Raw genomic sequence first — 20,614 nt, forward strand, 5'->3', positions numbered from 1 at the left:
GATCGGCAGCGCGCTGGCGTTGAGCGGCCCGTTCAATGGCGCACCCAATACATGAAGCTAGGCACGGTCCAGTTCTTGTGCGGGTTGTTCGGCAGGGTGTTCTGATCGTTGATCACCAACAGCACCGGCAGGCCCAGTTCATGGGTGATTTGCGCTGGATGTTTGAAGCGGTGATCGAAGAACTCACGCACGTAGACGAAGGCAATCGCCAGCAGCAGACCGGTCAGCATCCCGAACGGAATGATCAGCAGCGGTTTGGGAAACGCTGCCTCGGTCGGTTCGTACGGTGGGCTGAGCACCTTGGCGTTGGAAATATTGTTGTCCAGCGAACGGGCGGTGCTGCTTTCGGCAAAACGCTGCGCGTAGGTGGAGAACGCCGCGTGCAAGGCAGTGATCTCGGTGTCCATCTGCTGCAACTTGCTCTGAGCCACTTGCAATTGATGAATGCGGTTCTTGAACGCGGCGATGCGCGCGGTTTTCTGGTTGATCACCGCGGTGACGATCGCCAGGTCGTTGGTACGCTCCTGAATCCGGTTGCTGACGATCTTCAGGAACTGCTGACGGGTGCGGGAAATCTGCTCACGGGTCAACAGCATCGGTTCACTGCCTGGCTGGAATACCGCTAGGTCGTTCATGTAACGGGCGACCTGAGTTGTCAGTTGTTCACCCAGTTGCCGGATCTCCCGGTCTTCGAAGGCAATGTTGTCCACCGTGGTGGTGAACGTGAAGGGGAAAGTGTAATCGCTGAGCCGCGACGTACTGGTGGCGGCTGTCAGGGCGGTTTTCAGGTAGTCGAGCCAGCGCTGGCTTTGCAACAGGCGATCCTGATACTGGTTCAGGGCCTCTTCCTCGGTGTTGATGGCGTTGAGGCGGAAGGTGATTTCTTCCTTCGGATCGGACGAGCCTACCCCTTCGAGCAACGCCAGTCGTGTGCCTTCCAGGCCATCGAGGCGCACCTGATATTGCTTCTTCTTGGTTTCGTAGAAACTCTGCGGCAATTCGATCGATTGCAGCTCCTGGCGGTTGGTCAGGTAGTTTTGCAGCAACTGCGCGACAAATCGCGTGCCCTGGGCAGGATCGCCATAGCTGTAGACAATCGAGATCACGTTGGATCCCGGCAGGGTATCGATCTTCAGGTTCTCGATGGCCTGTTGGGTGAAGACATCCAGGTCGGTATCGCGCTCAGGATCGGTCTCAAGCCCGAACGCGTCGCGCACCGGATTGATCACGTATTCACGCAAGGGGGTGGCCACGAAACGTTTGATCGGTTCGGTCACCAGTGTGCTGAAGGCCCCGGGGTTGGGCGTGTACTCGCCTTTGGCCTGCAGGTCGCTGATGGTCTGACGGATCAGGGCCGGTGAGCGCAGGATGTTGCTCTCGGTTTCCATGTCTGCCAGTGACGGCGGAATGAAAGAGGCATCGCCTTGGGTCAGGGACGTGGTGGCGTCTCCCTGAGAGAGTTTTTTGGACTGCACGAGCACCTGCGCGGTGATATCGAAGCTCTGTTTGAGCATCAGCGGCAGGAGCAGGGCAATCACTGCAAAGCTCAGGAAGACTCGCTTCACCAACCGTTTGTTGGCGAAGAAGATCCTGAAGAACTCATGCAGGTAGTTTTCCTTTGGGTTCATGGTCGGTCACCTGAGCGTTAGTTGCTGCTGCCTTTGTTGTCGACGCGGTAGCCGAAGGTGAAGCCCACCCCCTGAAACAGCACCACGTCCGCCAGTTGCCGCGCGAGTTCACCGGCGCTGGCCAGTTTGGTCTTGGGCACGTAGAGCATGTCGTCCGGTTGCAGGTAAGCAATCTGCGACGCGTCACCGGACAAGGCTTTCTCCACGTCGTAGTGCACGGCCTGCACCTGGTTGCCGTTGCGGCGCATGATCACCACCGAATCAAGTCGTGCCTTGACGTTGGTGCCACGGGCCAGGGTCAGCGCTTCGAGCACTGAAACCGGACGGCGAATCGGGTAGGAGCCCGGTTGCGCGACTTCACCCAGCACATAGATTTCGTTGCCCGACGTGGATTTGAGCATGACGTCGACTGTCATCCGCCCCGGCAATTGCGCGTAACGTTGATTGAGGAACGTTTCGAGCTGGTTGACGGTCATGCCTTGCAGCGGCACGGAGCCAATTTCCGGGAAACTCGCATAGCCGTCGTTGCCCACGGTAATCTCCCGGCTCATGCCGGTAGCGGGGTGGCTCAGGGCGCTCTTGAGGTTCTGCTCGTTGCTCAGCGGGCTGGTGACCAGCACGGTCAACTGGTTGCGATTGGGTTGGAACAGGGCTTTGCGGTTATAGGCACGCTGGATTTCCTCCCGGGCTTCGACCGACGTCATCCCGCCGATTTTCACCGCGGTGTTGGCCCCCGGCAGTTCGATGGTGCCATCGGGCAGCACCAGTTGCGTGCCGTTGAGCTGGCTGGCGGCGGTGAAGTTCAGGGCGACCTGGTCACCGGGCTGAATGCGATAAGCCTGCGTACCGCTGGTGCTGATGTGAAAAATCACATCCAGTACGTCCTTGGGTCGCAGTGTCTGTTCGACCCTGGGCATGTCGCTGGCCTGGGCATTGGCAGGCTCAGCCGTGAGGATATTCACCGGCATATTCTGGGTTTCACTGGTGCTGGAGCAACCGGCAAGCGGCAGCAACAGCAGGACAAGCATTTTGGCGTTCATGGCGTCATCCTTTCTGCGGTTGCTTACAGGTTTTTGTAGAGCCATTTGGGCATGTAGTACTTGCGTCGATTGAAGACGCTGCCCACCAGTTTCGCGCCGGCCTGGGTCAGGCGCTGGACCGCGGCCTGGGCCACTTCCCAACGGGTGTCTTCGGCGCGAACCACCATGATCACGCCGTCCACCAGGGTGCTGATGACCAAGGTATCGACGGCTGCATAGACCGCGTCGCCGTCGATCACCACGAAGCGATACAGACTGCCCAGTTGTTTGAGCAACGGGCTCAGCTGTTCGGTCGTCAGGTGTTCGGCGCCGCGGATGTGCCGCCCGTTCGGCAAGATGTGGAAGGGCAGGCTGGAGACATTCACCAGGCAATCCTGCAGCAGCGGCGGGGAGTCGTTGAACAACAGGTCGCGAAAGCCGCGCTCTTTGCTCAGCCCCAGCTGTTGCGTGAGGTTGCTCTCCGACTGGCTGGCGTCCACCAGCAGCACTTGGCCGCTGCTCATTGACGCCAGTTGGCTGGCCAGCGCCACGGCGCTGGTGGTGGTGCCGGCGCCTGTGTTGGCGGCGGTCAGAAAGAGGATACGCAGATCCAGGTCGAGCACGGTCGAGGTCAGGTTGGACTCGCTCGGGCTGGCGATGGTCAGGCTTTTGTTCGATGAACCGTCCATTTAACTCGCTCCGTGGCCGTTGAATACGATGAAGGGGGTTTTCAACAGAATCTTCAGATCAAGCAACAGGCTCTGCTCGGCGATGTAGGTGAGGTCCAACTCAACGCGCTGGTCGAAGTCGATATTGCTGCGCCCGGAGATCTGCCACAGGCCGGTCATACCGGGGTAGATGCTCAGGCGTGCAAGGTGGCTGTCCTTGTAACGACGGGCGTTGAACGAGGTTGGCCGCGGGCCCACCAAACGCATGTCGCCGCTCACCACATTGATCAGGTTCGGTAACTCATCGAGGCTGCTGCGCCGCAGGAAGCCGCCGATGGGGGTAATCCGCGGGTCGTCGTCGATCTTGAAGTCGATGGCGTCGGCGCCGTGCTTGTTCAGATGTCGCAGGGACTCCTTGAGCTCCTCGGCGTTGGCCACCATGGTGCGGAACTTGTACATGCCGAACATGCGGCCGCGATAGCCGGTGCGTCGTTGCACGAACATCACCGGCCCCGGGCTGCTGAATTTGATCACCAGCGCCAGAACCAGCAGCACTGGGGAGATCAGCAGCAAAATCACCAGTGCACCGAGGCATGCGAACACTCGGTTGGTTCGTGACAGGGTCCAGGGGCGACCGCCGTTGCGGCCGGTCACCCAGCCGCGACCCTGCATGTGGATCGCCTTGTCGAGGCGCATTCGGTGCTCGGGGTCCAGGCGGTTGTCACGCTGCATGTGATCGAGCAACACGCCTTTTTCATGTCCAGTCATAGAGTCCTCCGCTGAAGCCCGGCCATGAGTGGCGAGTGGGCGCTGCGCAGTGGGTAGTAGTCACGGAACCAGGCGATGAATCGTCCGAGTCCTTCATCCAGCTCGATCCGTGGCTGGAAACCGGTGGCTTGCGCCAGATCGCTGGCATCGGCGCAGGTGTTGAGCACATCACCCGGTTGCAGGGGCAGCAACTCGACGAGGGCTTTTTGTCCGAGGTGTTTTTCCAGCAGCGCCAGGTAGTCCTTGAGCGCTATTGGCTGCTGTCCGCCAATGTTGTAAATGCGCCACGGCGCCATGCTGCTGGCCGGGTCCGGTTGCTCGCGGTTCCAGTCCGGTGCCGCTTGGGGGGCACGTTCGAGCAGGCGGGCGATGCTCTCGATGATGTCGTCGATGTAGGTGAAGTCCCGCTGGTGCTGGCCGTAGTTGAACAGCTTCAGCGGCTGCCCTTCGGCAATCGCCCGGGCGAACTGGATCGGCGACATGTCGGGCCGGCCCCAAGGCCCGTACACAGTGAAAAAACGCAAACCGGTGCAGGGAATGCCGAACAGATGGCTGTAGCTGTGGGCCATCGACTCGTTGGCTTTTTTGGTCGCGGCGTACAGCGACAACGGGTGGTCGACGTTGTCCTTGACCGAGTAAGGCGTGTGCTGGTTGGCGCCGTACACCGAACTGGACGAGGCATAGATCAAGTGCTTGACCGGGTGGTGACGGCAGCTTTCGAGGATATTCAGGAACCCGCTCAAATTGCTGTCGAGGTAGGCCCGGGGATTTTCCAGGGAGTGCCGCACCCCGGCCTGGGCCGCGAGGTGAATCACCACTTCCGGTTGTTCACACACAAACAGTGCGTCGAGGGCCTGGGCATCGGCCAGGTCGATTTTCGCGAGGGGGAAGTCGCCGACCTGCTCGCGCACCCAATCCACGCGATCGTGTTTGAGTTGCGGGTCGTAGTAATCATTGAAGTTGTCCAGCCCGCACACCTGATGCCCGTCACGCAACAGCCGCAACACACAATGGGCACCAATGAATCCGGCCGCTCCAGTGACGAGTATCTTCATGATCGTGGTGCCTCGGGAGCGATGTGCCGAAGCCCGATGCCGCTGTAGTGCAAACCAGCCGCCGCCGCGTGTTCCGGGTTGTAAAGGTTGCGGCCGTCGACGATCACCCGCGCGCGCAGTTTGCTCGCCAGCAGGTCGAAGTCCACCACACGGAAGTTTTTCCATTCGGTGCAGATCACCAGCGCGTCGGCATCTTCCAGGGTGTCGTCGCGGGTGGCGCACAGGTGAAGGTCATTGCGGTAGCCGTAAATGCGCCGGCACTCGGACATGGCTTCCGGATCGTAAGCCTGCACGCTCGCGCCTTCGGCCCACAGCGCCTCCATCAGGTAACGGCTGGGGGCTTCGCGCATGTCATCGGTATTGGGTTTGAAAGCCAGGCCCCAGATCGCGATGGACTGGCCGGCCAGCCCGTTGGGGAATTGCGCCTTCAGTTTGCTGATCAGAATGTGCCGTTGGCTGTCGTTCACGTCGGTGACGCTGCGCAACAGACGCAATGGCATGCCGTTGTGTTCGGCGGTGTGCAGCAGGGCGCGCAAGTCCTTGGGGAAGCATGAGCCGCCGAAGCCGCAGCCGGGGTAGATAAAGTGGTAACCGATGCGTGGGTCCGAGCCGATGCCTTTACGCACCGCTTCGATGTCAGCCCCCAACAGCTCGGTGAGGTTGGCCAGTTCGTTCATGAAACTGATGCGCGTGGCGAGCATCGCATTGGCCGCGTACTTGGTCAGCTCGGCACTGCGGTTGTCCATGAACATGAGCTTTTCCCGGTTGCGGCAGAACGGCGCATAGAGTTCGCTCAACTGGTTGCGTGCTTCATCGTCATTGGTGCCGACGATGATCCGGTCCGGACGCATGCAATCGGCCAGGGCGCTGCCTTCCTTGAGAAACTCCGGGTTGGACACCACCCGCACGTTCAACGCACCTTTGCCTCGGCGTTGCAGTGCTTCGTTGGCGGCGCTCGCGACTTGATCCGCAGTGCCCACCGGCACGGTGGACTTGATGATCAGGGTGCGATCGGACTCCATGAGACAGGCGATCTGCCGGGCTACATTCAGTACATGGCTGAGGTCGGCGGAACCGTCTTCATCGGCGGGGGTACCTACCGCGATGAAAATCAGCTCGGCATGCTCGACCGCGTCGCTGGCCTGAGTGGTGAAGAGCAGACGACCGGCTTTGATGTTGTCTTCCAGGGTGCTGGACAGTCCCGGTTCGCTGATCGGAGGCACGGCTTGCTGCAGTTGTCTGATCTTGTTGGAGTCAATATCCACGCACAGGACGCGATGTCCGACATCAGCCAATGCTGCGGCTTGTATAAGGCCGACGTAGCCGGTACCAAATACGCTCACGTCCATATTGGCGTGCCTCGTAAGACGGTGGATGTAACTGAAATGAGACTGTCAAAAGGGGTATAGCCCAGCCGTGGGAAAGCGTGTCAGCAAAATGACGGGTAGCGCGGGTCGGAAACCCTGATTTCACGGGCTATTTGCTATCAAGTGCTTGCCGTTGCTGGATTTGTCGCGGTTTTGAGGGCTCGCTGAGGGTTTCAAGAAAACGATAAGCGGTCGCAAGGCTTGTATTACAAGGGTTACAGGCACTTCAGCGTGTCAGATTTGAGGCAGCATTTTTTTGACGCTTTTGGCAAAAAACCGGCATTTCTTGCGCTTCGATGGCTTAGTGCTAGTGTCAGAAAATGGCTGACAATCATTGGTTTCCATTGGCTAATGGCAGCCATGGAGGTACTGCACCACCATGATCCGATACCTCAAGGAACTGTTGCTGGTTCTGTATCTACTCAAGAGTTACGACTATTACCTCGATCGTCTCGATGCACTGGGCATCGGAATCCCGATGCTGCTGTATGGCGGGATGTTCGTGGTGCTGACGATCGCGCTGTTCATGACCGCGTACATCCGCCAGACGCTGATCCGTCATTTGTTCGCGTTGGCGATGTTTGGCTCGGCGGTTTTCTTTGACGTCTACACGCACGTGACCGCCAGTTACCTGACTTACAGCAGTTTTGTGTCGCTGGTGTATTCCGGCGGGTTCATCCAGGAAGCGGCTTACCAGTACCGCGATGCGATCATCAGCGCGATGGTCAGTGGCTTGTTGTTGCTGTTGGGGATCGGGCTCAAGCCGCGTCGACGGTTGCCGTTGCCAGGGGCGCTGTTGGTGGCGGCGCCGGTGCTCGGGGTGTTGTTGCTCAGCGCGGTGCTGTTCGTGCGGGCCGGCGAGGGCGCCCGTGGCTTGCCGATCATGTACACGCCGTTGGCCTATCTGAATCTGTTTACCTATGAAGCGCTGCACAACACCGTCGGCCCGCGTGAACCGGTGAACCTGGCGCGCATCGATCAGCCCGTGGGCTACGACATCGTGCTGATCATCGACGAGAGCATTTCCGGCAATTACCTGGACATCAACACGCCGTTCGGTGTGCACAGCAACCTCAAGGAGCCGCACCCGGGTGTGGACATCTTCAATTATGGCTACGCCGCGTCCATCGCCAATTGCAGTGCCGACACCAACGTCACCCTGCGCTATGGCGGCACTCGCACCGATTACATGCGGATCAACACCACGCTGCCGTCGATCTGGCAGTACGCGAAAAAGGCCGGGCTGCGCACGGTTTACATCGACGCCCAGCGCACTGGCGGCAACTTGCAGAACCTGATGAACAATGCCGAGAAGCAGGACATCGACGAGTTCGTGCAATTCGACCAGACCGGCGTGCGCGACCGCGACATGGCAGCGGCCGCCAAGCTGATCGACCTGCTCAACGACGGCAAACCGGAACTGGTGGTGATCAACAAGGTCGGCGCGCATTTTCCAGTGCACGACAAGTACCCGGATGCCTTTATGGCCTACCAGCCGGCGTTGCCCCGTGGGCAGTTTGTCGAGGTGGCGGACACGGGCAAACGCGATGGCTTCAACGGCCAGCCGGATGATTGGGTGCTGTACCGCAATGCCTACAAAAATACCGTGCTGTGGAATGTCGGCGAGTTCTTCGCACGGGTTTTCGCGCAGACGGATTTGCGCAATGCGCTGCTGATCTACACCTCGGACCATGGACAGGACCTGCATGAGCGCGGTAACCCCGGGCTCAACACTCACTGCGGCAGTGAACCGGTGGAGGAGGAGGGGGTGGTGCCGTTGGTGGTGATTTCGGGCAGCGATTTGAAGACCCTGGACTGGCAGGCGCAGTTGCCGGCCAACAAGGATCGCTCCAGTCACTACAACATCTTCCCGACGTTGCTGCAGTTGATGGGCTATGACCTGGCGGGGATCGAGGCGGTGTATGGCAAACCGTTGAGTGTGCCGACGGTGGACGATTTCACGTTTAACTATCGGTTCAATGCGCGGCTCGGCGCTGTGCCTGCGTGGAAGTACATTGATTTGAACAGCATTGTGACGCCGGGGCAGGTGGTGCCGAGTGTGGCGGTGGGGCAGTGAGATTTTGAGCGATTGAGTGGCCTCTTCGCGAGCAAGCCCGCTCCCACAGGTGATTGAGGTGCACGCAAATCTTTCGTACACCATCGCCCCCTGTGGGAGCGGGCTTGCCCGCGAAGAACGATAACGCGGTGCCGCTGCCGTCCGCTATCCTAGGCCCATTGCCTCCAACGAGCCTTCCCTCATGCTTTCGGTCCAGGGCGTCTTCAAAAGCTACGCCACCCCCCAAGGCCCATTACCGGTACTGCAAGGTGTCGACCTCACCTTGAAACCCGGCAGCAGCCTGGCGCTGATGGGCGAGTCGGGCAGTGGCAAGAGCACCTTGCTGCACCTGATCGCCGGCCTGGACAAGGTCGATCGCGGCAGCATTCGCAGTGGCGAGCATCGGCTGGAGCAGATGAACGAAGGCCAATTGGCCAACTGGCGCCGGACCGAAATCGGCCTGGTGTTCCAGCAGTTCAACCTGATCGGCAGTTTGCGGGTCGAGGATAATCTGGCGTTTCAGGCGCGTTTGGCCGGGCGCCACGATCCGCGTTGGCAGGCGCATCTAGTGCAACGTCTCGGGTTGGCGGACCTGCTACTGCGCTATCCGGAGCAGTTGTCCGGCGGGCAACAGCAACGGGTCGCGTTGGGCCGTGCGCTGGCCTCGCAACCCAAACTGCTGCTTGCCGACGAGCCCACCGGCAGCCTCGATGAAGCCACCAGCGATGAGGTGTTGAAGCTGTTGCTGGAGCTGCTCGACGACAGCCCCACGACCTTGTTGATGGTCACTCACAGCCCACGGGTTGCCGCGCGGCTGGCGGACAAAGTGGTGCTGCACGGTGGCCGCCTGGCTGGCGCGGACGAGCGCTGAGGTGCGGGTTTTTCGCGAGACGCTACGGGCGCTGCTCAGCCATTGGCGGCAGCACCCGGTGCAATTTTTCAGTGTGCTGACCGGGCTCTGGCTCGCCACCAGCCTGTTGACCGGCGTACAGGCGCTGAACAGCCAGGCGCGAGAAAGCTATGCACGGGCCAGTCAATTGATCGGTGGCGAACCCCAGGCCAGCCTCAGTGCGCCCGGCGGCGGAGTGTTTTCTCAGCAAGTGTTTGTCGACCTGCGTCGTGCGGGTTGGCCGGTATCGCCAGTATTGCAAGGCCGGGTGACGCTCAAGGGCCATGAAGACCAGCGCTTGCAGTTGATGGGCATTGAGCCGGTGTCGTTGCCCAGCGGTTCCGCAGTGGCCGGGCGGTCATTGCCGATCGAGCAGATCGTCGAGTTTTTCACCCCACCGGGCAGCACCTGGATATCGCCGCAAACTTTGCAGGCGTTGGGCTTGCACGAAGGCGAAACACCGATGGCCCAGAGCGCAATCACCTTGCCGCCACTGCGTGCCCAGCCTGACATGGCGCCCGGTGTGTTGCTGGTGGACATCGGCTTCGCCCAGCAGATTCTGCAGCTGCCCGATCAACTGTCGCGCCTGCTGCTACCCAAGGATTTCACCGCGACCCTGCCTGATGAATTCAAGGGCCAACTCCAGCTCAAAACCAGTGACCAGGAAAACAACCTCGCGCGCCTGACCGAGAGCTTCCACCTGAACCTCGATGCCTTGGGCTTTCTATCGTTCGTGGTCGGCCTGTTCATCGTTCACGCGGCAATCGGTCTGGCGCTGGAGCAGCGCCGAGGCTTGCTCAGAACCCTGCGCGCCTGTGGCGTCAGTGCACGCATGTTGATGACCTGTCTCACCGTCGAGCTGGGTGGCCTGGCGCTGATCGGTGGTATCGCCGGCGTCGTCAGCGGCTACCTGCTGGCCAGCGTGTTGTTGCCGGACGTCGCCGCCAGTTTGCGCGGTTTGTACGGCGCCGAAGTACCGGGCCAGTTGAGCCTCAGTCCGTTGTGGTGGTTCAGCGGTATCGGCCTGAGCCTGTTCGGCGCGTTGCTGGCCGGTGCCAACAGTTTGCTGCGAGCGGCGCGTTTGCCGTTGCTGGCGCTGGCCAATCCGCAAGCCTGGCATCAGGCCCACGCGCGCTGGTTGCGGCGCCAGGGTTGGGTCGCCGCAATAGCTGCGGTAATCGCGTTGTGGGCGTTGATCCTGGGCGACAGCCTGAGCAGCGGCTTCGTGTTGATGGCCGCGTTGTTGATCGGCGCCGCACTGGCCTTGCCGGTGGTGTTGAATAGCGTGCTTGACCGGGTGCTTCGGTACAGTCGTTCCGTGCTGGGCCAATGGTTTCTCGCCGATTGCCGCCAGCAACTGCCGGCCCTGAGTCTGGCCTTGATGGCGCTGTTGTTGGCGCTGGCGGCGAACATCGGCGCCGGCAGCATGACCGCCGGTTTCCGTCAGACGTTCAACAACTGGCTCGAACAGCGCCTGACTGCCGAGCTGTACCTCAATCCGCAAAATCCCGCCCAGGCCCGAGAACTGCACACCTGGCTCAAACAACAACCCCAAATCACCGCGGTGCTACCGAACTGGCAAGTGTCGATCCAGTTGCAGGGCTGGCCGGCGGACGTCTTTGGCGTGATCGATCACCCGACCTATCGCCAGCACTGGCCGCTGCTGGAAGCCTTGGGTGACAACCCTTGGGAGCGACTGGCCAAGGACGACGCGCTGATGCTCAGCGAGCAACTGGCGCGGCGGTTGAAGGTGCGGCTCGGTGAGCACCTGACGATTGCCACGCCCAATGGCCCATGGTCGCCACGGATCGTCGGGATCTACGCCGACTACGGCAATCCCAAGGGCCACCTGCTGGTCAACATCAATCATCTGCTGCGCGGCTGGCCGCAACTGACACCCAGCCGTTTCAACCTGCGCATCGACCCTGCGTCGATCCCAGGGTTTCTGAGCGCACTGCAAGCGCGCTTCGCCCTGGATGACAGCCGCATCGTCGATCAGGCCCGGCTCAAGGGCTGGTCCACGCAAGTGTTCGAGCGCACCTTTGCCGCCACCGCCGCGCTCAACAGCCTGACCCTTTGCGTTGCGGGCGTGGCGCTGTTCATCAGCTTGCTGACCCAGAGCCAGAGCCGCCTCGGACAACTCGCGCCGCTGTGGGCGCTGGGCGTGACGCGGCGGCAGTTGATGCTGCTCAACCTTGGGCAAACCTGGTTGCTGGCGGTGCTGACGCTGGTGCTGGCATTGCCGTTAGGCATCGCGTTGGCGTGGTGCCTGGACACGGTGATCAACGTTCAGGCCTTCGGCTGGCGCTTGCCGTTGCGGGTGTTTCCGTTGCAACTGTTGCAGTTGATGGGCCTGGCGTTACTCGCCACATTGCTCGCCTCGGCGTGGCCGTTGTACTCGCTGTATCGCACGCAACCGGCGGATCTGCTGAGGACGTTTGCTCATGAAGATTAAACTCGGCGTGTTGTTGCTGGCGCTGCTGAGCGGATGCGACAACACGCCTGCGCCGGAAAAAGGCTTCGCCGGCCTCGGCCATCAGGCCGCCGCATTTACCCCGGTGGTGCCCGGGCGGGCGTTCAGCTTTCCGGCGGACCATGGCTCCCACGATGGCTTTCGCATCGAATGGTGGTACATCACCGCCAATCTCAAGGACGCTCAGGGCCATGAGTTCGGCGTGCAATGGACGCTGTTCCGCAGTGCCCTGAAAGCAGTTCCCGAGCAACCCGGCTGGGGCAATCAGACTATTTGGCTGGGCCATTCGGCTGTGACTTCCACCACGGTGCACCATGCCGCCGAACGCTACGCCCGAGGTGGCGTCGGCCAGGCCGGCGTGAGCCTGGCACCCTTCAATGCATGGATCGACGATTGGCGTTTCAGCAGCCAGGCTACCGATGAAAACCCGTTGGCGGACCTGCAACTCAGCGCCCGCGACAAGGCGTTCAGCTACCAGCTTAGACTGACCACAACTCGGCCACTGGTGCTGCAAGGAGACAAAGGCTTCAGCCAGAAATCCGAACAGGGCCAGGCGTCGTACTACTACAGCCAGCCATTTTTCCAGGCCCGCGGCACCCTGGAAATCGACGGCAAAACCTACACGGTCAGTGGCCCGGCCTGGCTCGACCGTGAGTGGAGCAGCCAACCCCTGACCGGCAACCAGACCGGTTGGGACTGGTTTTCCCTGCACCTGGACAGCGGCGAGCAGGTCATGCTCTACCGCATGCGGCAAAAGGAAGGCGCGCCATACCTCACCGGCACCTGGATCGACGCCCAAGGGCAGACGCAGTTATTGCACGCCGACGACATCAGCCTCATACCCCAAGACACCGCCGACGTGGCCGGTCGTTCGATGCCCGTGAGCTGGTCGATCAAAATCCCCGACAAACACCTCGATATCACCATCGACGCCCTCAACCCCAAGGCCTGGATGAACTTGCGCATTCCCTATTGGGAAGGGCCGGTGCGACTGACTGGCAGTCATGGGGGGCAGGGCTATCTGGAGATGACCGGGTATTGACCCGGAACTCTCGGCGCCACGCTGTTTTCGTTCGTAATGAAGCCTATTCACGGGAGCCCGACGAAATTGAAAGATTTGAAAGCAGGGCGCAGTGTTGTGTTGACCTGTATAGATAAGTTGAAAGTGACCAGCTAGCATCCAAACTGATCATTACTTGTACGGATTGATTGTTCTCGTGCAGATGGTTGTATAAGAATAATCAGTTTTAATGGTCGAACTGGTCAGCTTAAGAAGTTTGTAGGCGTTGTGTTAGAAAATTCTTACGAAGTATTACGTGCATAAATTTCATGTTTATACATGAGGACATATCTGCCAAATTCTATTAAAATCCTTCCCGTTCGCCCGGTGTCAGGGCTCTTTACCGGTGCATGGATTGCCAGGCCATTACACTGGGCGAACACCTTCTTTGGGGGGATTGTTTAAAAGTTTCGGATATAAGAATGGGCGACCCTGGAGTCGCCCATTTTTATTGGATGATGGAGCCGATCCGGGTCAGGATACGGTTTACGCCACCAACAGCCAGATTCTGGCGTTAACTTGGAATTGCATCCACTGCCCGAGTGCTGGTCTGGTGCTGCTGCCGGTAGTTGGATGCTCGCTGAAGCACTCGGGTCAAGGCCTGAAAGTTTGCCGGCTTGGTTAAAATGTCATTGGCACCGGCGGCCCTGAAGCGCTCTATCTCGCTTGAAAAAGCGCTCGCGGTGAACGCAACGATGTAGCAAGTATCGCCCAATGGTAGCTTGCGGATTTTACGGATGGCCGCCAACCCATCCATAACAGGCATGTTGATATCCATAAAAATGAGATCTGGAGTCGACGTCATACACTGATTGACCGCCTCCTGGCCATCTGACGCAAGATCGGGTGCATAACCCAACTCTTGTAACATCGCCATGGCAACTTTCTGACTCACGGGATGGTTTTCCACCAGCAGGATATCGAACGGGCAGTCCTCGGCAAAAGATGAGTCGAAACCCACCGCGGCATGATCGTCCCCGATGGGTATCTCCGAGACTGAAAAAAGCTCCATGGGGAGTGAGAAGGAGAACGTCGATCCAACGCCAGGCTGACTGGTAAAGGATAAAGTCCCCTGCTGCGCCTCGACCAGATTCTTGCAGATTGAAAGACCGAGCCCACTCCCGGTGAAGCGTTGAGTGGCCGGCCCTTTAAACTGAACAAAGGGCTTGAACAGGCTGTCTTGCCGCGCCAAGGGGATACCGATGCCGGTATCGCGTATGGAGAAGTCGAGTCGGGCTTGAGGGCCGTAACCGCTCGTCGTGACTATGAGCGATACTTTTCCGGTTTCGGTGAATTTGACCGCATTGCCCAACAAATTGAGCAATATCTGGCGAAGGCAATCGGTATCGGTTTTGACCAAGGGCGGTACGTCCGGTGAGACCTTGACCTCAAGCACTATTGGCTTGTCCTGAACGTTTTGCCGGATCATTTCAATACTGGAAGAAACCAGTGCTCTCACTTCGAAAACACGAGGTTTCAACTCAAGTTTTCCCGCTTCGATTTTTGCAAGATCGAGAATGTTGTCGATAAGAGACAGCAGGGTTCGTCCGCTGGTATGAATCGTTTTTAGCAGACGGCTTTGCTCGGAGTTCAGGGTGGACCGGGCCAGCAATTCGGTCGCGCCGATGACACCGTACATGGGGGTGCGGATTTCATGACTCATGGTGGCCAAAAATCTGGTTTTTGAACGATCAGCGTCCTCGGCGGCATTTTTTGCCTGATTCAATACCTGTTCGTTTATTTGCAATTGCTGGAGATGAGCACGCATGCGTAAAAGGCTGAGGGCGAGAAAGACCAGAATGGCAAGGATGATATGGTGCAGGGAGTCCTGATTAAGTTGGTGGTAGTAGTCCGCCAACGTAATCTCCGCGCCAGTCACATAAACCGTACCGTCCTGCGATTTCATTGGGATGAAGACGGCGCGAAAATCTCCCCAATGATCCGAGTAATCGATCCAGGTGGGCTCGGTGCGCCCAAAACTGTCGAGCAAAGCCTGACTGGCATCCGGATAAGGATCGAAAAAACGTACGAAATTCTTCTCCTGAATTTCTTTTTTCGATGCGCTGGAGCTGACCAGATAAGCTTCTCCAGCACGTTTGACCACACTGTAGACAAAGGCGGTGCCCATGGACTCGTTGAACCTGGAGAGCCGCTGAATGGAATTCCAGTCTTCCGCTTCCGATTTGGACTGCTTGTCGATCAGATTGTCATGGTAGCGGTCGCCGAGGATGGCCGAAGTGCCCAGCGCGGCGTGCAGCAATGTGTTATTGATTTTTTCAGTGAGGACTTCTTGAGTCTCGACGTAGAGGTAGTAGATGTAGCCACTGACACCTACGATGTAGACCAAGAGTAAAGCCCATGTTTTACGTTTGAATTTGAACATGTGTTACAGCCTCCATACTGCAAGCCCAAGAATAGATTGAAGGCTGGCTGAAAACCATTGTTTTGTTCTTCACTGTTTTCAAGTGATGACGGTGAGGAAGTTACTTGACCAAAGAGCCAGTTTTCTGGCCTTTCTGTGATCACGATGTTGAGTCAGTGTTTTGGATTGATCAGAAGTTTACAGACGGTGTTTTAGCAGATTCTTGCGAAATGCTGCGTGCATAAATGTGGGAGCCGGTGCTTAAAAGTTTCAGATATAAAAATGGGCGACCCCGGAGTCGCCCATTTTTATTGGCTGGGTTAAATCTGCGCCCGCAACCGCCGACCCACCACATCCAGCAAATCGCAGCCGTCCCGCAACGGGATGGCCATCACCCGCGCAAACGCTTGCAACAGCGCAGCATCACCACCAGACGACTCGCCCAGGGACAGCGCTTCCAACAGTTGAGTCACGCTGCGAGTGCGATACGCGGCCGTGTCGTGCAACACGTCGACAGGTGCTTCGGTGTCGATCAGCAGGGAAGGGATCGTGCAGTCGATGCTGGTAATCGGCATGTATCGAGTCGGGCTGATGGGGTCAGGATTTTTGGGGTTGCGGAGGCGGGCGCTGACGGCGCGTTGGGTGGCTTGGCTGAGTTCAATGGGATCGAGGGAGTCGGGTGGAAATTTTTTCATCGTGAAGCTCCTGAATCAACGGAGCCGCAAAGCGGCATTTGCATGCCTTGATCGTGTTCGGTCTGTCAAAACCGGTCGCTACCGGGCTTGATCATGAGCAAGTGGTCCATTCGTTGATTTCGACATTGCTCGACGAACTCCAATGCGCTATCTGGTTTTTCCAGATACCGGTCGAAGCACGCTTTTGGGATTTCGTTGTGCTCCTCGTAGTCGACGAGGCGGTTGCTGACCGGGATTGACAGGTAGAACTTGCCGGACGTTTCTTCGAGTCCGATGCTGAAGTATTCCGTTTCGTTTGTGAAAATACTTTTGAGTTTCATTTGGATACCGAACCCTGTTTCAGGGGCAAAGGGCAGATTACCAATCACGAAGATTTGAATGAATCTGCCGCATTGCGTTCGATCATCTAGTTAAAGGAGTTCAGACCTCTTTTCTCCACGCGGAAAAAGTGATGGCTGTTCCTTCTTCCTCGTTATCCTTTATCTCGATCTTGTAGGTGGCACCACCTGCAACGCCTTCAATCAATGCCTTTTCATCGTTCGCACTTAACTCGGCTCCCTTGGCATTCTGTTTGTAAAACTCGACGACGTCGGAGAACTCGGTATAGGTTTTCAGCATGACCTCGAAATCATGTCGTGGCCGGCCTGCCAATTCGTCGAAGTCACCGTAAATCGGTGCGCCTTTCATGCCTGGTGTGGTGTACACGCCGTCGACGCCAGCGCCCGCCAGATGGGCATTCTTTGGAAGCAACGGGAGCATCGCCTTCGGGAAGTCGGAAGGCAATTGCGAGGCGTTCCAGGAGTCTTTTTGCGGGTCAGTGGTGATGTATTCGACCGTGGCAATTTTTTGCGCTCGAGCACGTGTTTCGGGATCTTCACTTTCGGCCCAATACGCAATCAATGGCGGCAACTGTTTGCTCCAGACAATGATTGGGTCAGCATCGCTCTTCTTGGCGCCTTTCGCCTGGAAGATAGTCAGCACAGTTTCTGGGCCAGGACTGCAGGACAACGACTCTGTGCGTGATTTGACGGTACAGTGCCCATTGACCAGCCCAACAGCGATCAACTGCCCCTTGTCGTCCAACAACAGTGCGGCGCGCTCGTCGCCGTGGTTACCATCATCCATGGCCGTCAGCATTTTGCGTCCGGCAGGTACACCTTCCTCAAACGTCGAGAACTCTGAATCAAGGGCATCTAGCACTTGCGTCACGATCAACGAGTCATCGTTGGTGTAGCTGCCTGTCGCATAACCAATGAAGTCAATCAAGGCGGCGCGTATCGCCGGGTCTTCGTTGAGCTGTGGCGGTCGTGCAGGGGCGGGGTCATTGGTGAGCAGCAACACAGTTGTACCGTCTGCGCGCTTTTCTGATCGAAGTGACAGCGCGGCAGCGTCAAGAGAAAGGGTCAATGCCAAAAGCATGGCGAATGGTCGTGCGATGGTAAACAAGGGTTCATTCCTTTGTTGAGTGGTGATCCAGTTTCTTTGGGGGTGACTTTTTGATGGCAATGCATCAGAAGCAAAAGGGAAGCAAAAAGAGGACACACATTAGTTTTTAATATCGACGAACTCTGAGCGAGCCCACCTTCTCGATCAACGCTAAGGTAAATGCCTCCTCCGACGTGAACTTCAGTGTTTCCAGCCAGCTCATAAACCACTCGACGTCCAGTGCCGCGAATATCGTAAGCCACTCAGCTTTTTTGCATTCACAGGCGGGTACTGCGCTCCCATTCAGCCCATGACCCTTGCCTTCAAAAAACAAAAAATAGTCATCGTCGTAGCAGTAGCCGATCAATTTTGGCCAGTCAGAGCTGTGGGGGTGCTCCGGTACAAGATCCCTTTCGGCAATCACATAATAACTTCGGACTTTGTGGGGCTGTAGGGGGAGACAGCAGCCAGAAAGCCAGATCAGGCATTGAGTTGCTCTATCGGCGGCGTCCATCCAAGTCGATACTTTCTTGTCCAGCTCAGTAAGTGTCCCTGCGGTGCCCTCGCGATAAAACATTAACCAACCTTCTCGTCCTTCATTGATTATTTGGTAGGTATGTCCATGACCTTCGACGGTCAGCGACCAGCAGCCGAAATATGCTCGCTGGTCCGAGAACTCGGTGACGGTGAATCCTGCACGTTGAACAGCATTTTGCAAATCGGGATAAGGCAATTGGCATACTCCTAGCAAAAGTCCAAGTTCGCACTTTGAGTTTTGCGTCACCTCCGTGAGATGGGGAGGCTGGCTAGATGATTCTCAGATCTATTTTTATGAGCGCTTAGAAAATAAATCTGTCCACTTTTCTTTCTGTGCGTAATAAATATGTCGTTTTTAATGTTTGGTTATGGTTTTTTGGCTGGGTTCGTTTTTTGGAGCTATGGATGACGACTTCACTTTCAAGTTGGTGTCCGGAAATAAAGTCAGGTAGTTCTGCTGCTCTGTGAGCGAAAGATGAATGTTCCATTTTTTACTGTGTTTACTTGGCTTGTTGTTGGCTTGGAATGTTGTTTTCGTATTTTGTTAGGCGCTCTAGAAGTACTTTCATGAAGTCTCGATGATCTTCGATTTCATCATTGAAATATGTGCTTAGTTTGTCGAAGGCTGAGTCGAAGTTTTCGTCTTTTTCCAAATAGAACTCAAATGTTCTTATGAGGCGGTCGCGTGCGCTCTTGGGGTGGGCGGTGAACTCTGGCTGTAATACCTGATCAAATAACTCTGACAGCTCATCCCTGTTGTTCACGTTTTTTGAAACTATTATTTCCTCGCGTTCGTCATTATCTGTGTAGTCAATGTCGAAGATGAAAAGTAAGTTTCGCAAGCTTGATAGTTCAGGGGTGGGCTTCATTTTTAGTAATCCGGGTACGATGTAATTAACTTTCCGTTGGCGTCTAAATGTGTCACTGTTTTAGTTTGTGTTCCAATTTTTAGTGTTCCTTTTTTGTACCCTTCACCAATTTTTCGGCCCGTGTCGATTGGTTTGCCCGCCAAATCGGCTTCGCCAGTTCTGCTGAAGATTTGTAGCGCTCGATTTATCGCGTTCAGCTGATCACGATGGCTTGTGTAGCGTGTTGCAGCACTAGGTAATTTTGCTTGCCCTGCTTTTTTACCTTTATTGTAGGTTTCTATCACACCTGTCGTTGGGTTTCTGCCAGTGCTTGCTCTTTCGTATTGAGATTGTAGAGTCGTCTGCGCACCATGCTTTTCAAGGAAGTGGGCTCCAAGTGTAGCAGCTTCCATTTTTTGCAGTTATTTGTGGGCATTCGCTTGCGCGAGCTCATTGATTCGAGCTTGCCTCTCTGCTCGCGTCATCTGCCTTGTTGGCGCTGCTGTTCGCGGCCGGCGTTGAACTGGTGCCTGGTCAGGCGCGAGCCGTTGAGGTCGATGCTGCTCAGCTGACCGCCGCGTTGGTGGTGGTAATCAAGCTTGCTGCCGTCGGGAAGACGGCAGTAGCTCAGTTGGCCGAGGTTGTCGTACTCATAACGCAAGGTGCCCCAGCCTTAGCGGCGTAGATGTCTGGACGTTCTTCTTCCAGCCATTGCATCAGGTTGCCAATCAGGGTCGAGGGGTTTTGTTTCGTGAGGCTGTCGTGATGATCAGGTAGAGGCGTTCACCCGGCAGTAGCGGGGTTTCGGATAACCAGACCTGTGGATTGGTGTTTTCAGATTTCACAACAGCCGTCCTTGATGAGTGAATCTAAAAACTCATATCCGCCTCAATATTTTCTTCGTAAGTCGAGAGCAACTTCTTAACGCTTTCGTTTCCAGAGTATTTTTCTTTCAACTGCTTCAGTTTTTGATCTGTGCCCTTGCAGTATTTATTGACATTGCTGATGACACGGCTGAGGTTGTCCGGGTCGGCGGGGTCCCGTTCAGGAATATCTCCGCGCAAAGAATCACAGTTGTCTCTGTTTTTGATGTAGCCGGAGACGTCGGTCGGAACGGACTCAGCATTTTCCGTTTCGCAAGAATTTGACGTTGGCTCTGCATCGTAACCTAGGCTCAAATACAAGTGACCGTTCAAACTCCCATTTTTTCTCGAGAAGAGATGAACGCCTTCTTGACTCAAACAGGTGCTGATAGTTGTAGCTTGGTCCTTGACCTCAACGGCTGAGACGCCGCTTTCAGTTGCATTTTTACCAACTACAGCTATGCCGATGAAAGGCGCTGTGTATTGAACGTCAAGCCCATAGGTGTGCATGTCGGATTCGTTGAACAGGTCCATTGCATCGTTCTGCTGCTGTTTTTCCCCAGTTGTCTTTGTTAACTTGCAGCAAGCGACGGTTCCATTCTGAGGGTATTGGACCGAAATGACTTCGTTGCTTGAAATATTCTGGGTTGTATATAAATAAGTTTGCCCGTCTGGATTGTTTTTAACGAATCCAAATCCAGTGTGTTGGGCAAGTGCTGACGCTGAAAAAACAGTCAGAATGATGAGGAGCGTATGTTTAATGTTCATCGGTTGACCAATGTGGAGGGTCGAAAACAAGCTTTTTAACTCCATATGTAGTATCTGCTGGGTTCAAGTCGCTTATAGCCACAAGGGGACAGATTTATTTTCCTATTTTCCACGCCATGAAAATAAATCTGTC

18 protein-coding genes and 1 pseudogene are annotated in these 20,614 nt (G+C 56.7%); 4 read left to right on the top strand and 15 right to left on the bottom strand.

Going from position 1 to position 20,614, the window contains the following annotated elements; all coding sequences use genetic code 11:
- Positions 1-32 precede the first annotated feature (32 nt).
- From QMK51_RS10795 to QMK51_RS10820, 6 genes are read right to left on the bottom strand one after another with little or no spacing between them, the layout of a single operon-like run.
- Positions 33-1,628, bottom strand: a complete 1,596-nt coding sequence (locus tag QMK51_RS10795) for a GumC family protein (RefSeq protein WP_320394011.1) — start codon at positions 1,626-1,628, stop codon at positions 33-35.
- Between the two features lie 17 nt (positions 1,629-1,645).
- On the bottom strand, positions 1,646-2,668 hold the full coding sequence (locus QMK51_RS10800; protein ID WP_320394012.1) for a polysaccharide biosynthesis/export family protein: 1,023 nt from the start codon (positions 2,666-2,668) through the stop codon (positions 1,646-1,648).
- A 23-nt stretch (positions 2,669-2,691) separates the two neighbouring features.
- On the bottom strand, positions 2,692-3,336 hold the full coding sequence (locus QMK51_RS10805; protein WP_320394013.1) for a CpsD/CapB family tyrosine-protein kinase: 645 nt from the start codon (positions 3,334-3,336) through the stop codon (positions 2,692-2,694).
- Positions 3,337-4,083, bottom strand: a complete 747-nt coding sequence (locus QMK51_RS10810) for a sugar transferase (protein WP_320394014.1) — start codon at positions 4,081-4,083, stop codon at positions 3,337-3,339.
- Positions 4,080-5,138, bottom strand: a complete 1,059-nt coding sequence (locus tag QMK51_RS10815; RefSeq protein ID WP_320394015.1) for an NAD-dependent epimerase — start codon at positions 5,136-5,138, stop codon at positions 4,080-4,082. The genes QMK51_RS10810 and QMK51_RS10815 overlap by 4 nt, the downstream gene beginning before the upstream one ends.
- Positions 5,135-6,487, bottom strand: coding sequence for a UDP-glucose/GDP-mannose dehydrogenase family protein (locus QMK51_RS10820; protein ID WP_320394016.1), 1,353 nt, complete (start codon positions 6,485-6,487; stop codon positions 5,135-5,137). The genes QMK51_RS10815 and QMK51_RS10820 overlap by 4 nt, the downstream gene beginning before the upstream one ends.
- A gap of 397 nt (positions 6,488-6,884) precedes the next feature.
- On the opposite strand from QMK51_RS10820, the gene QMK51_RS10825 reads away from it, so the two are divergent.
- The 4 genes from QMK51_RS10825 to QMK51_RS10840 all read left to right on the top strand — a co-directional run bounded on the left by QMK51_RS10825 (position 6,885) and on the right by QMK51_RS10840 (position 12,965).
- Positions 6,885-8,582: a sulfatase-like hydrolase/transferase gene (locus QMK51_RS10825; RefSeq protein WP_320394017.1), complete on the top strand. Its 1,698-nt coding sequence runs from the start codon at positions 6,885-6,887 to the stop codon at positions 8,580-8,582.
- A gap of 181 nt (positions 8,583-8,763) precedes the next feature.
- Positions 8,764-9,432, top strand: coding sequence for an ABC transporter ATP-binding protein (locus QMK51_RS10830; RefSeq protein ID WP_258700091.1), 669 nt, complete (start codon positions 8,764-8,766; stop codon positions 9,430-9,432).
- A 1-nt stretch (position 9,433) separates the two neighbouring features.
- On the top strand, positions 9,434-11,905 hold the full coding sequence (locus QMK51_RS10835) for an ABC transporter permease (RefSeq protein WP_320394500.1): 2,472 nt from the start codon (positions 9,434-9,436) through the stop codon (positions 11,903-11,905).
- Positions 11,895-12,965: a lipocalin-like domain-containing protein gene (locus QMK51_RS10840; RefSeq protein ID WP_320394018.1), complete on the top strand. Its 1,071-nt coding sequence runs from the start codon at positions 11,895-11,897 to the stop codon at positions 12,963-12,965. Before QMK51_RS10835 ends, QMK51_RS10840 begins: the two co-directional genes overlap by 11 nt.
- Positions 12,966-13,497: 532 nt before the next feature.
- On the opposite strand, the gene QMK51_RS10845 is transcribed toward QMK51_RS10840, so the two are convergent.
- The 9 genes and pseudogenes from QMK51_RS10845 to QMK51_RS10885 form a co-directional block, all read right to left on the bottom strand.
- Positions 13,498-15,366 (bottom strand): ATP-binding protein, encoded by a 1,869-nt coding sequence (locus tag QMK51_RS10845; protein ID WP_320394019.1) that lies wholly within the window; start codon positions 15,364-15,366, stop codon positions 13,498-13,500.
- A gap of 299 nt (positions 15,367-15,665) precedes the next feature.
- On the bottom strand, positions 15,666-15,920 hold the full coding sequence (locus tag QMK51_RS10850; RefSeq protein WP_320394501.1) for a hypothetical protein: 255 nt from the start codon (positions 15,918-15,920) through the stop codon (positions 15,666-15,668).
- Positions 15,921-16,105: 185 nt separating this feature from the next.
- Positions 16,106-16,408: a hypothetical protein gene (locus QMK51_RS10855; protein WP_320394020.1), complete on the bottom strand. Its 303-nt coding sequence runs from the start codon at positions 16,406-16,408 to the stop codon at positions 16,106-16,108.
- A 52-nt stretch (positions 16,409-16,460) separates the two neighbouring features.
- The gene (locus tag QMK51_RS10860) at positions 16,461-17,459 is read right to left on the bottom strand and encodes a hypothetical protein (RefSeq protein WP_413817533.1); all 999 of its coding nucleotides are present in this window, start codon (positions 17,457-17,459) and stop codon (positions 16,461-16,463) included.
- A 133-nt stretch (positions 17,460-17,592) separates the two neighbouring features.
- Positions 17,593-18,198, bottom strand: a complete 606-nt coding sequence (locus QMK51_RS10865) for a hypothetical protein (RefSeq protein ID WP_320394022.1) — start codon at positions 18,196-18,198, stop codon at positions 17,593-17,595.
- Between the two features lie 304 nt (positions 18,199-18,502).
- Positions 18,503-18,871, bottom strand: a complete 369-nt coding sequence (locus QMK51_RS10870) for a hypothetical protein (RefSeq protein ID WP_320394023.1) — start codon at positions 18,869-18,871, stop codon at positions 18,503-18,505.
- Positions 18,872-18,873: 2 nt separating this feature from the next.
- On the bottom strand, positions 18,874-19,263 hold the full coding sequence (locus QMK51_RS10875; RefSeq protein ID WP_320394024.1) for a hypothetical protein: 390 nt from the start codon (positions 19,261-19,263) through the stop codon (positions 18,874-18,876).
- 74 nt (positions 19,264-19,337) lie between these two features.
- Positions 19,338-19,523: pseudogene (locus QMK51_RS10880) on the bottom strand (hypothetical protein); the annotation flags it as partial.
- A 196-nt stretch (positions 19,524-19,719) separates the two neighbouring features.
- Positions 19,720-20,511, bottom strand: a complete 792-nt coding sequence (locus QMK51_RS10885; RefSeq protein WP_320394026.1) for a hypothetical protein — start codon at positions 20,509-20,511, stop codon at positions 19,720-19,722.
- Positions 20,512-20,614: the final 103 nt, after the last annotated feature.

The organism is Pseudomonas sp. P9_31 (assembly GCF_034008235.1).
In the GTDB taxonomy this organism is placed as follows: domain Bacteria; phylum Pseudomonadota; class Gammaproteobacteria; order Pseudomonadales; family Pseudomonadaceae; genus Aquipseudomonas.

Coding starts and splice junctions, on each gene's coding strand:
- QMK51_RS10795 (WP_320394011.1), bottom strand. CDS start 1,628: ATGAACCCAAAGGAAAACTACCTGCATGAGTTCTTCAGGATCTTCTTC.
- QMK51_RS10800 (WP_320394012.1), bottom strand. CDS start 2,668: ATGAACGCCAAAATGCTTGTCCTGCTGTTGCTGCCGCTTGCCGGTTGC.
- QMK51_RS10805 (WP_320394013.1), bottom strand. CDS start 3,336: ATGGACGGTTCATCGAACAAAAGCCTGACCATCGCCAGCCCGAGCGAG.
- QMK51_RS10810 (WP_320394014.1), bottom strand. CDS start 4,083: ATGACTGGACATGAAAAAGGCGTGTTGCTCGATCACATGCAGCGTGAC.
- QMK51_RS10815 (WP_320394015.1), bottom strand. CDS start 5,138: ATGAAGATACTCGTCACTGGAGCGGCCGGATTCATTGGTGCCCATTGT.
- QMK51_RS10820 (WP_320394016.1), bottom strand. CDS start 6,487: ATGGACGTGAGCGTATTTGGTACCGGCTACGTCGGCCTTATACAAGCC.
- QMK51_RS10825 (WP_320394017.1), top strand. CDS start 6,885: ATGATCCGATACCTCAAGGAACTGTTGCTGGTTCTGTATCTACTCAAG.
- QMK51_RS10830 (WP_258700091.1), top strand. CDS start 8,764: ATGCTTTCGGTCCAGGGCGTCTTCAAAAGCTACGCCACCCCCCAAGGC.
- QMK51_RS10840 (WP_320394018.1), top strand. CDS start 11,895: ATGAAGATTAAACTCGGCGTGTTGTTGCTGGCGCTGCTGAGCGGATGC.
- QMK51_RS10845 (WP_320394019.1), bottom strand. CDS start 15,366: ATGTTCAAATTCAAACGTAAAACATGGGCTTTACTCTTGGTCTACATC.
- QMK51_RS10850 (WP_320394501.1), bottom strand. CDS start 15,920: ATGCCGATTACCAGCATCGACTGCACGATCCCTTCCCTGCTGATCGAC.
- QMK51_RS10860 (WP_413817533.1), bottom strand. CDS start 17,459: ATGCTTTTGGCATTGACCCTTTCTCTTGACGCTGCCGCGCTGTCACTT.
- QMK51_RS10870 (WP_320394023.1), bottom strand. CDS start 18,871: ATGAAGCCCACCCCTGAACTATCAAGCTTGCGAAACTTACTTTTCATC.
- QMK51_RS10875 (WP_320394024.1), bottom strand. CDS start 19,263: ATGGAAGCTGCTACACTTGGAGCCCACTTCCTTGAAAAGCATGGTGCG.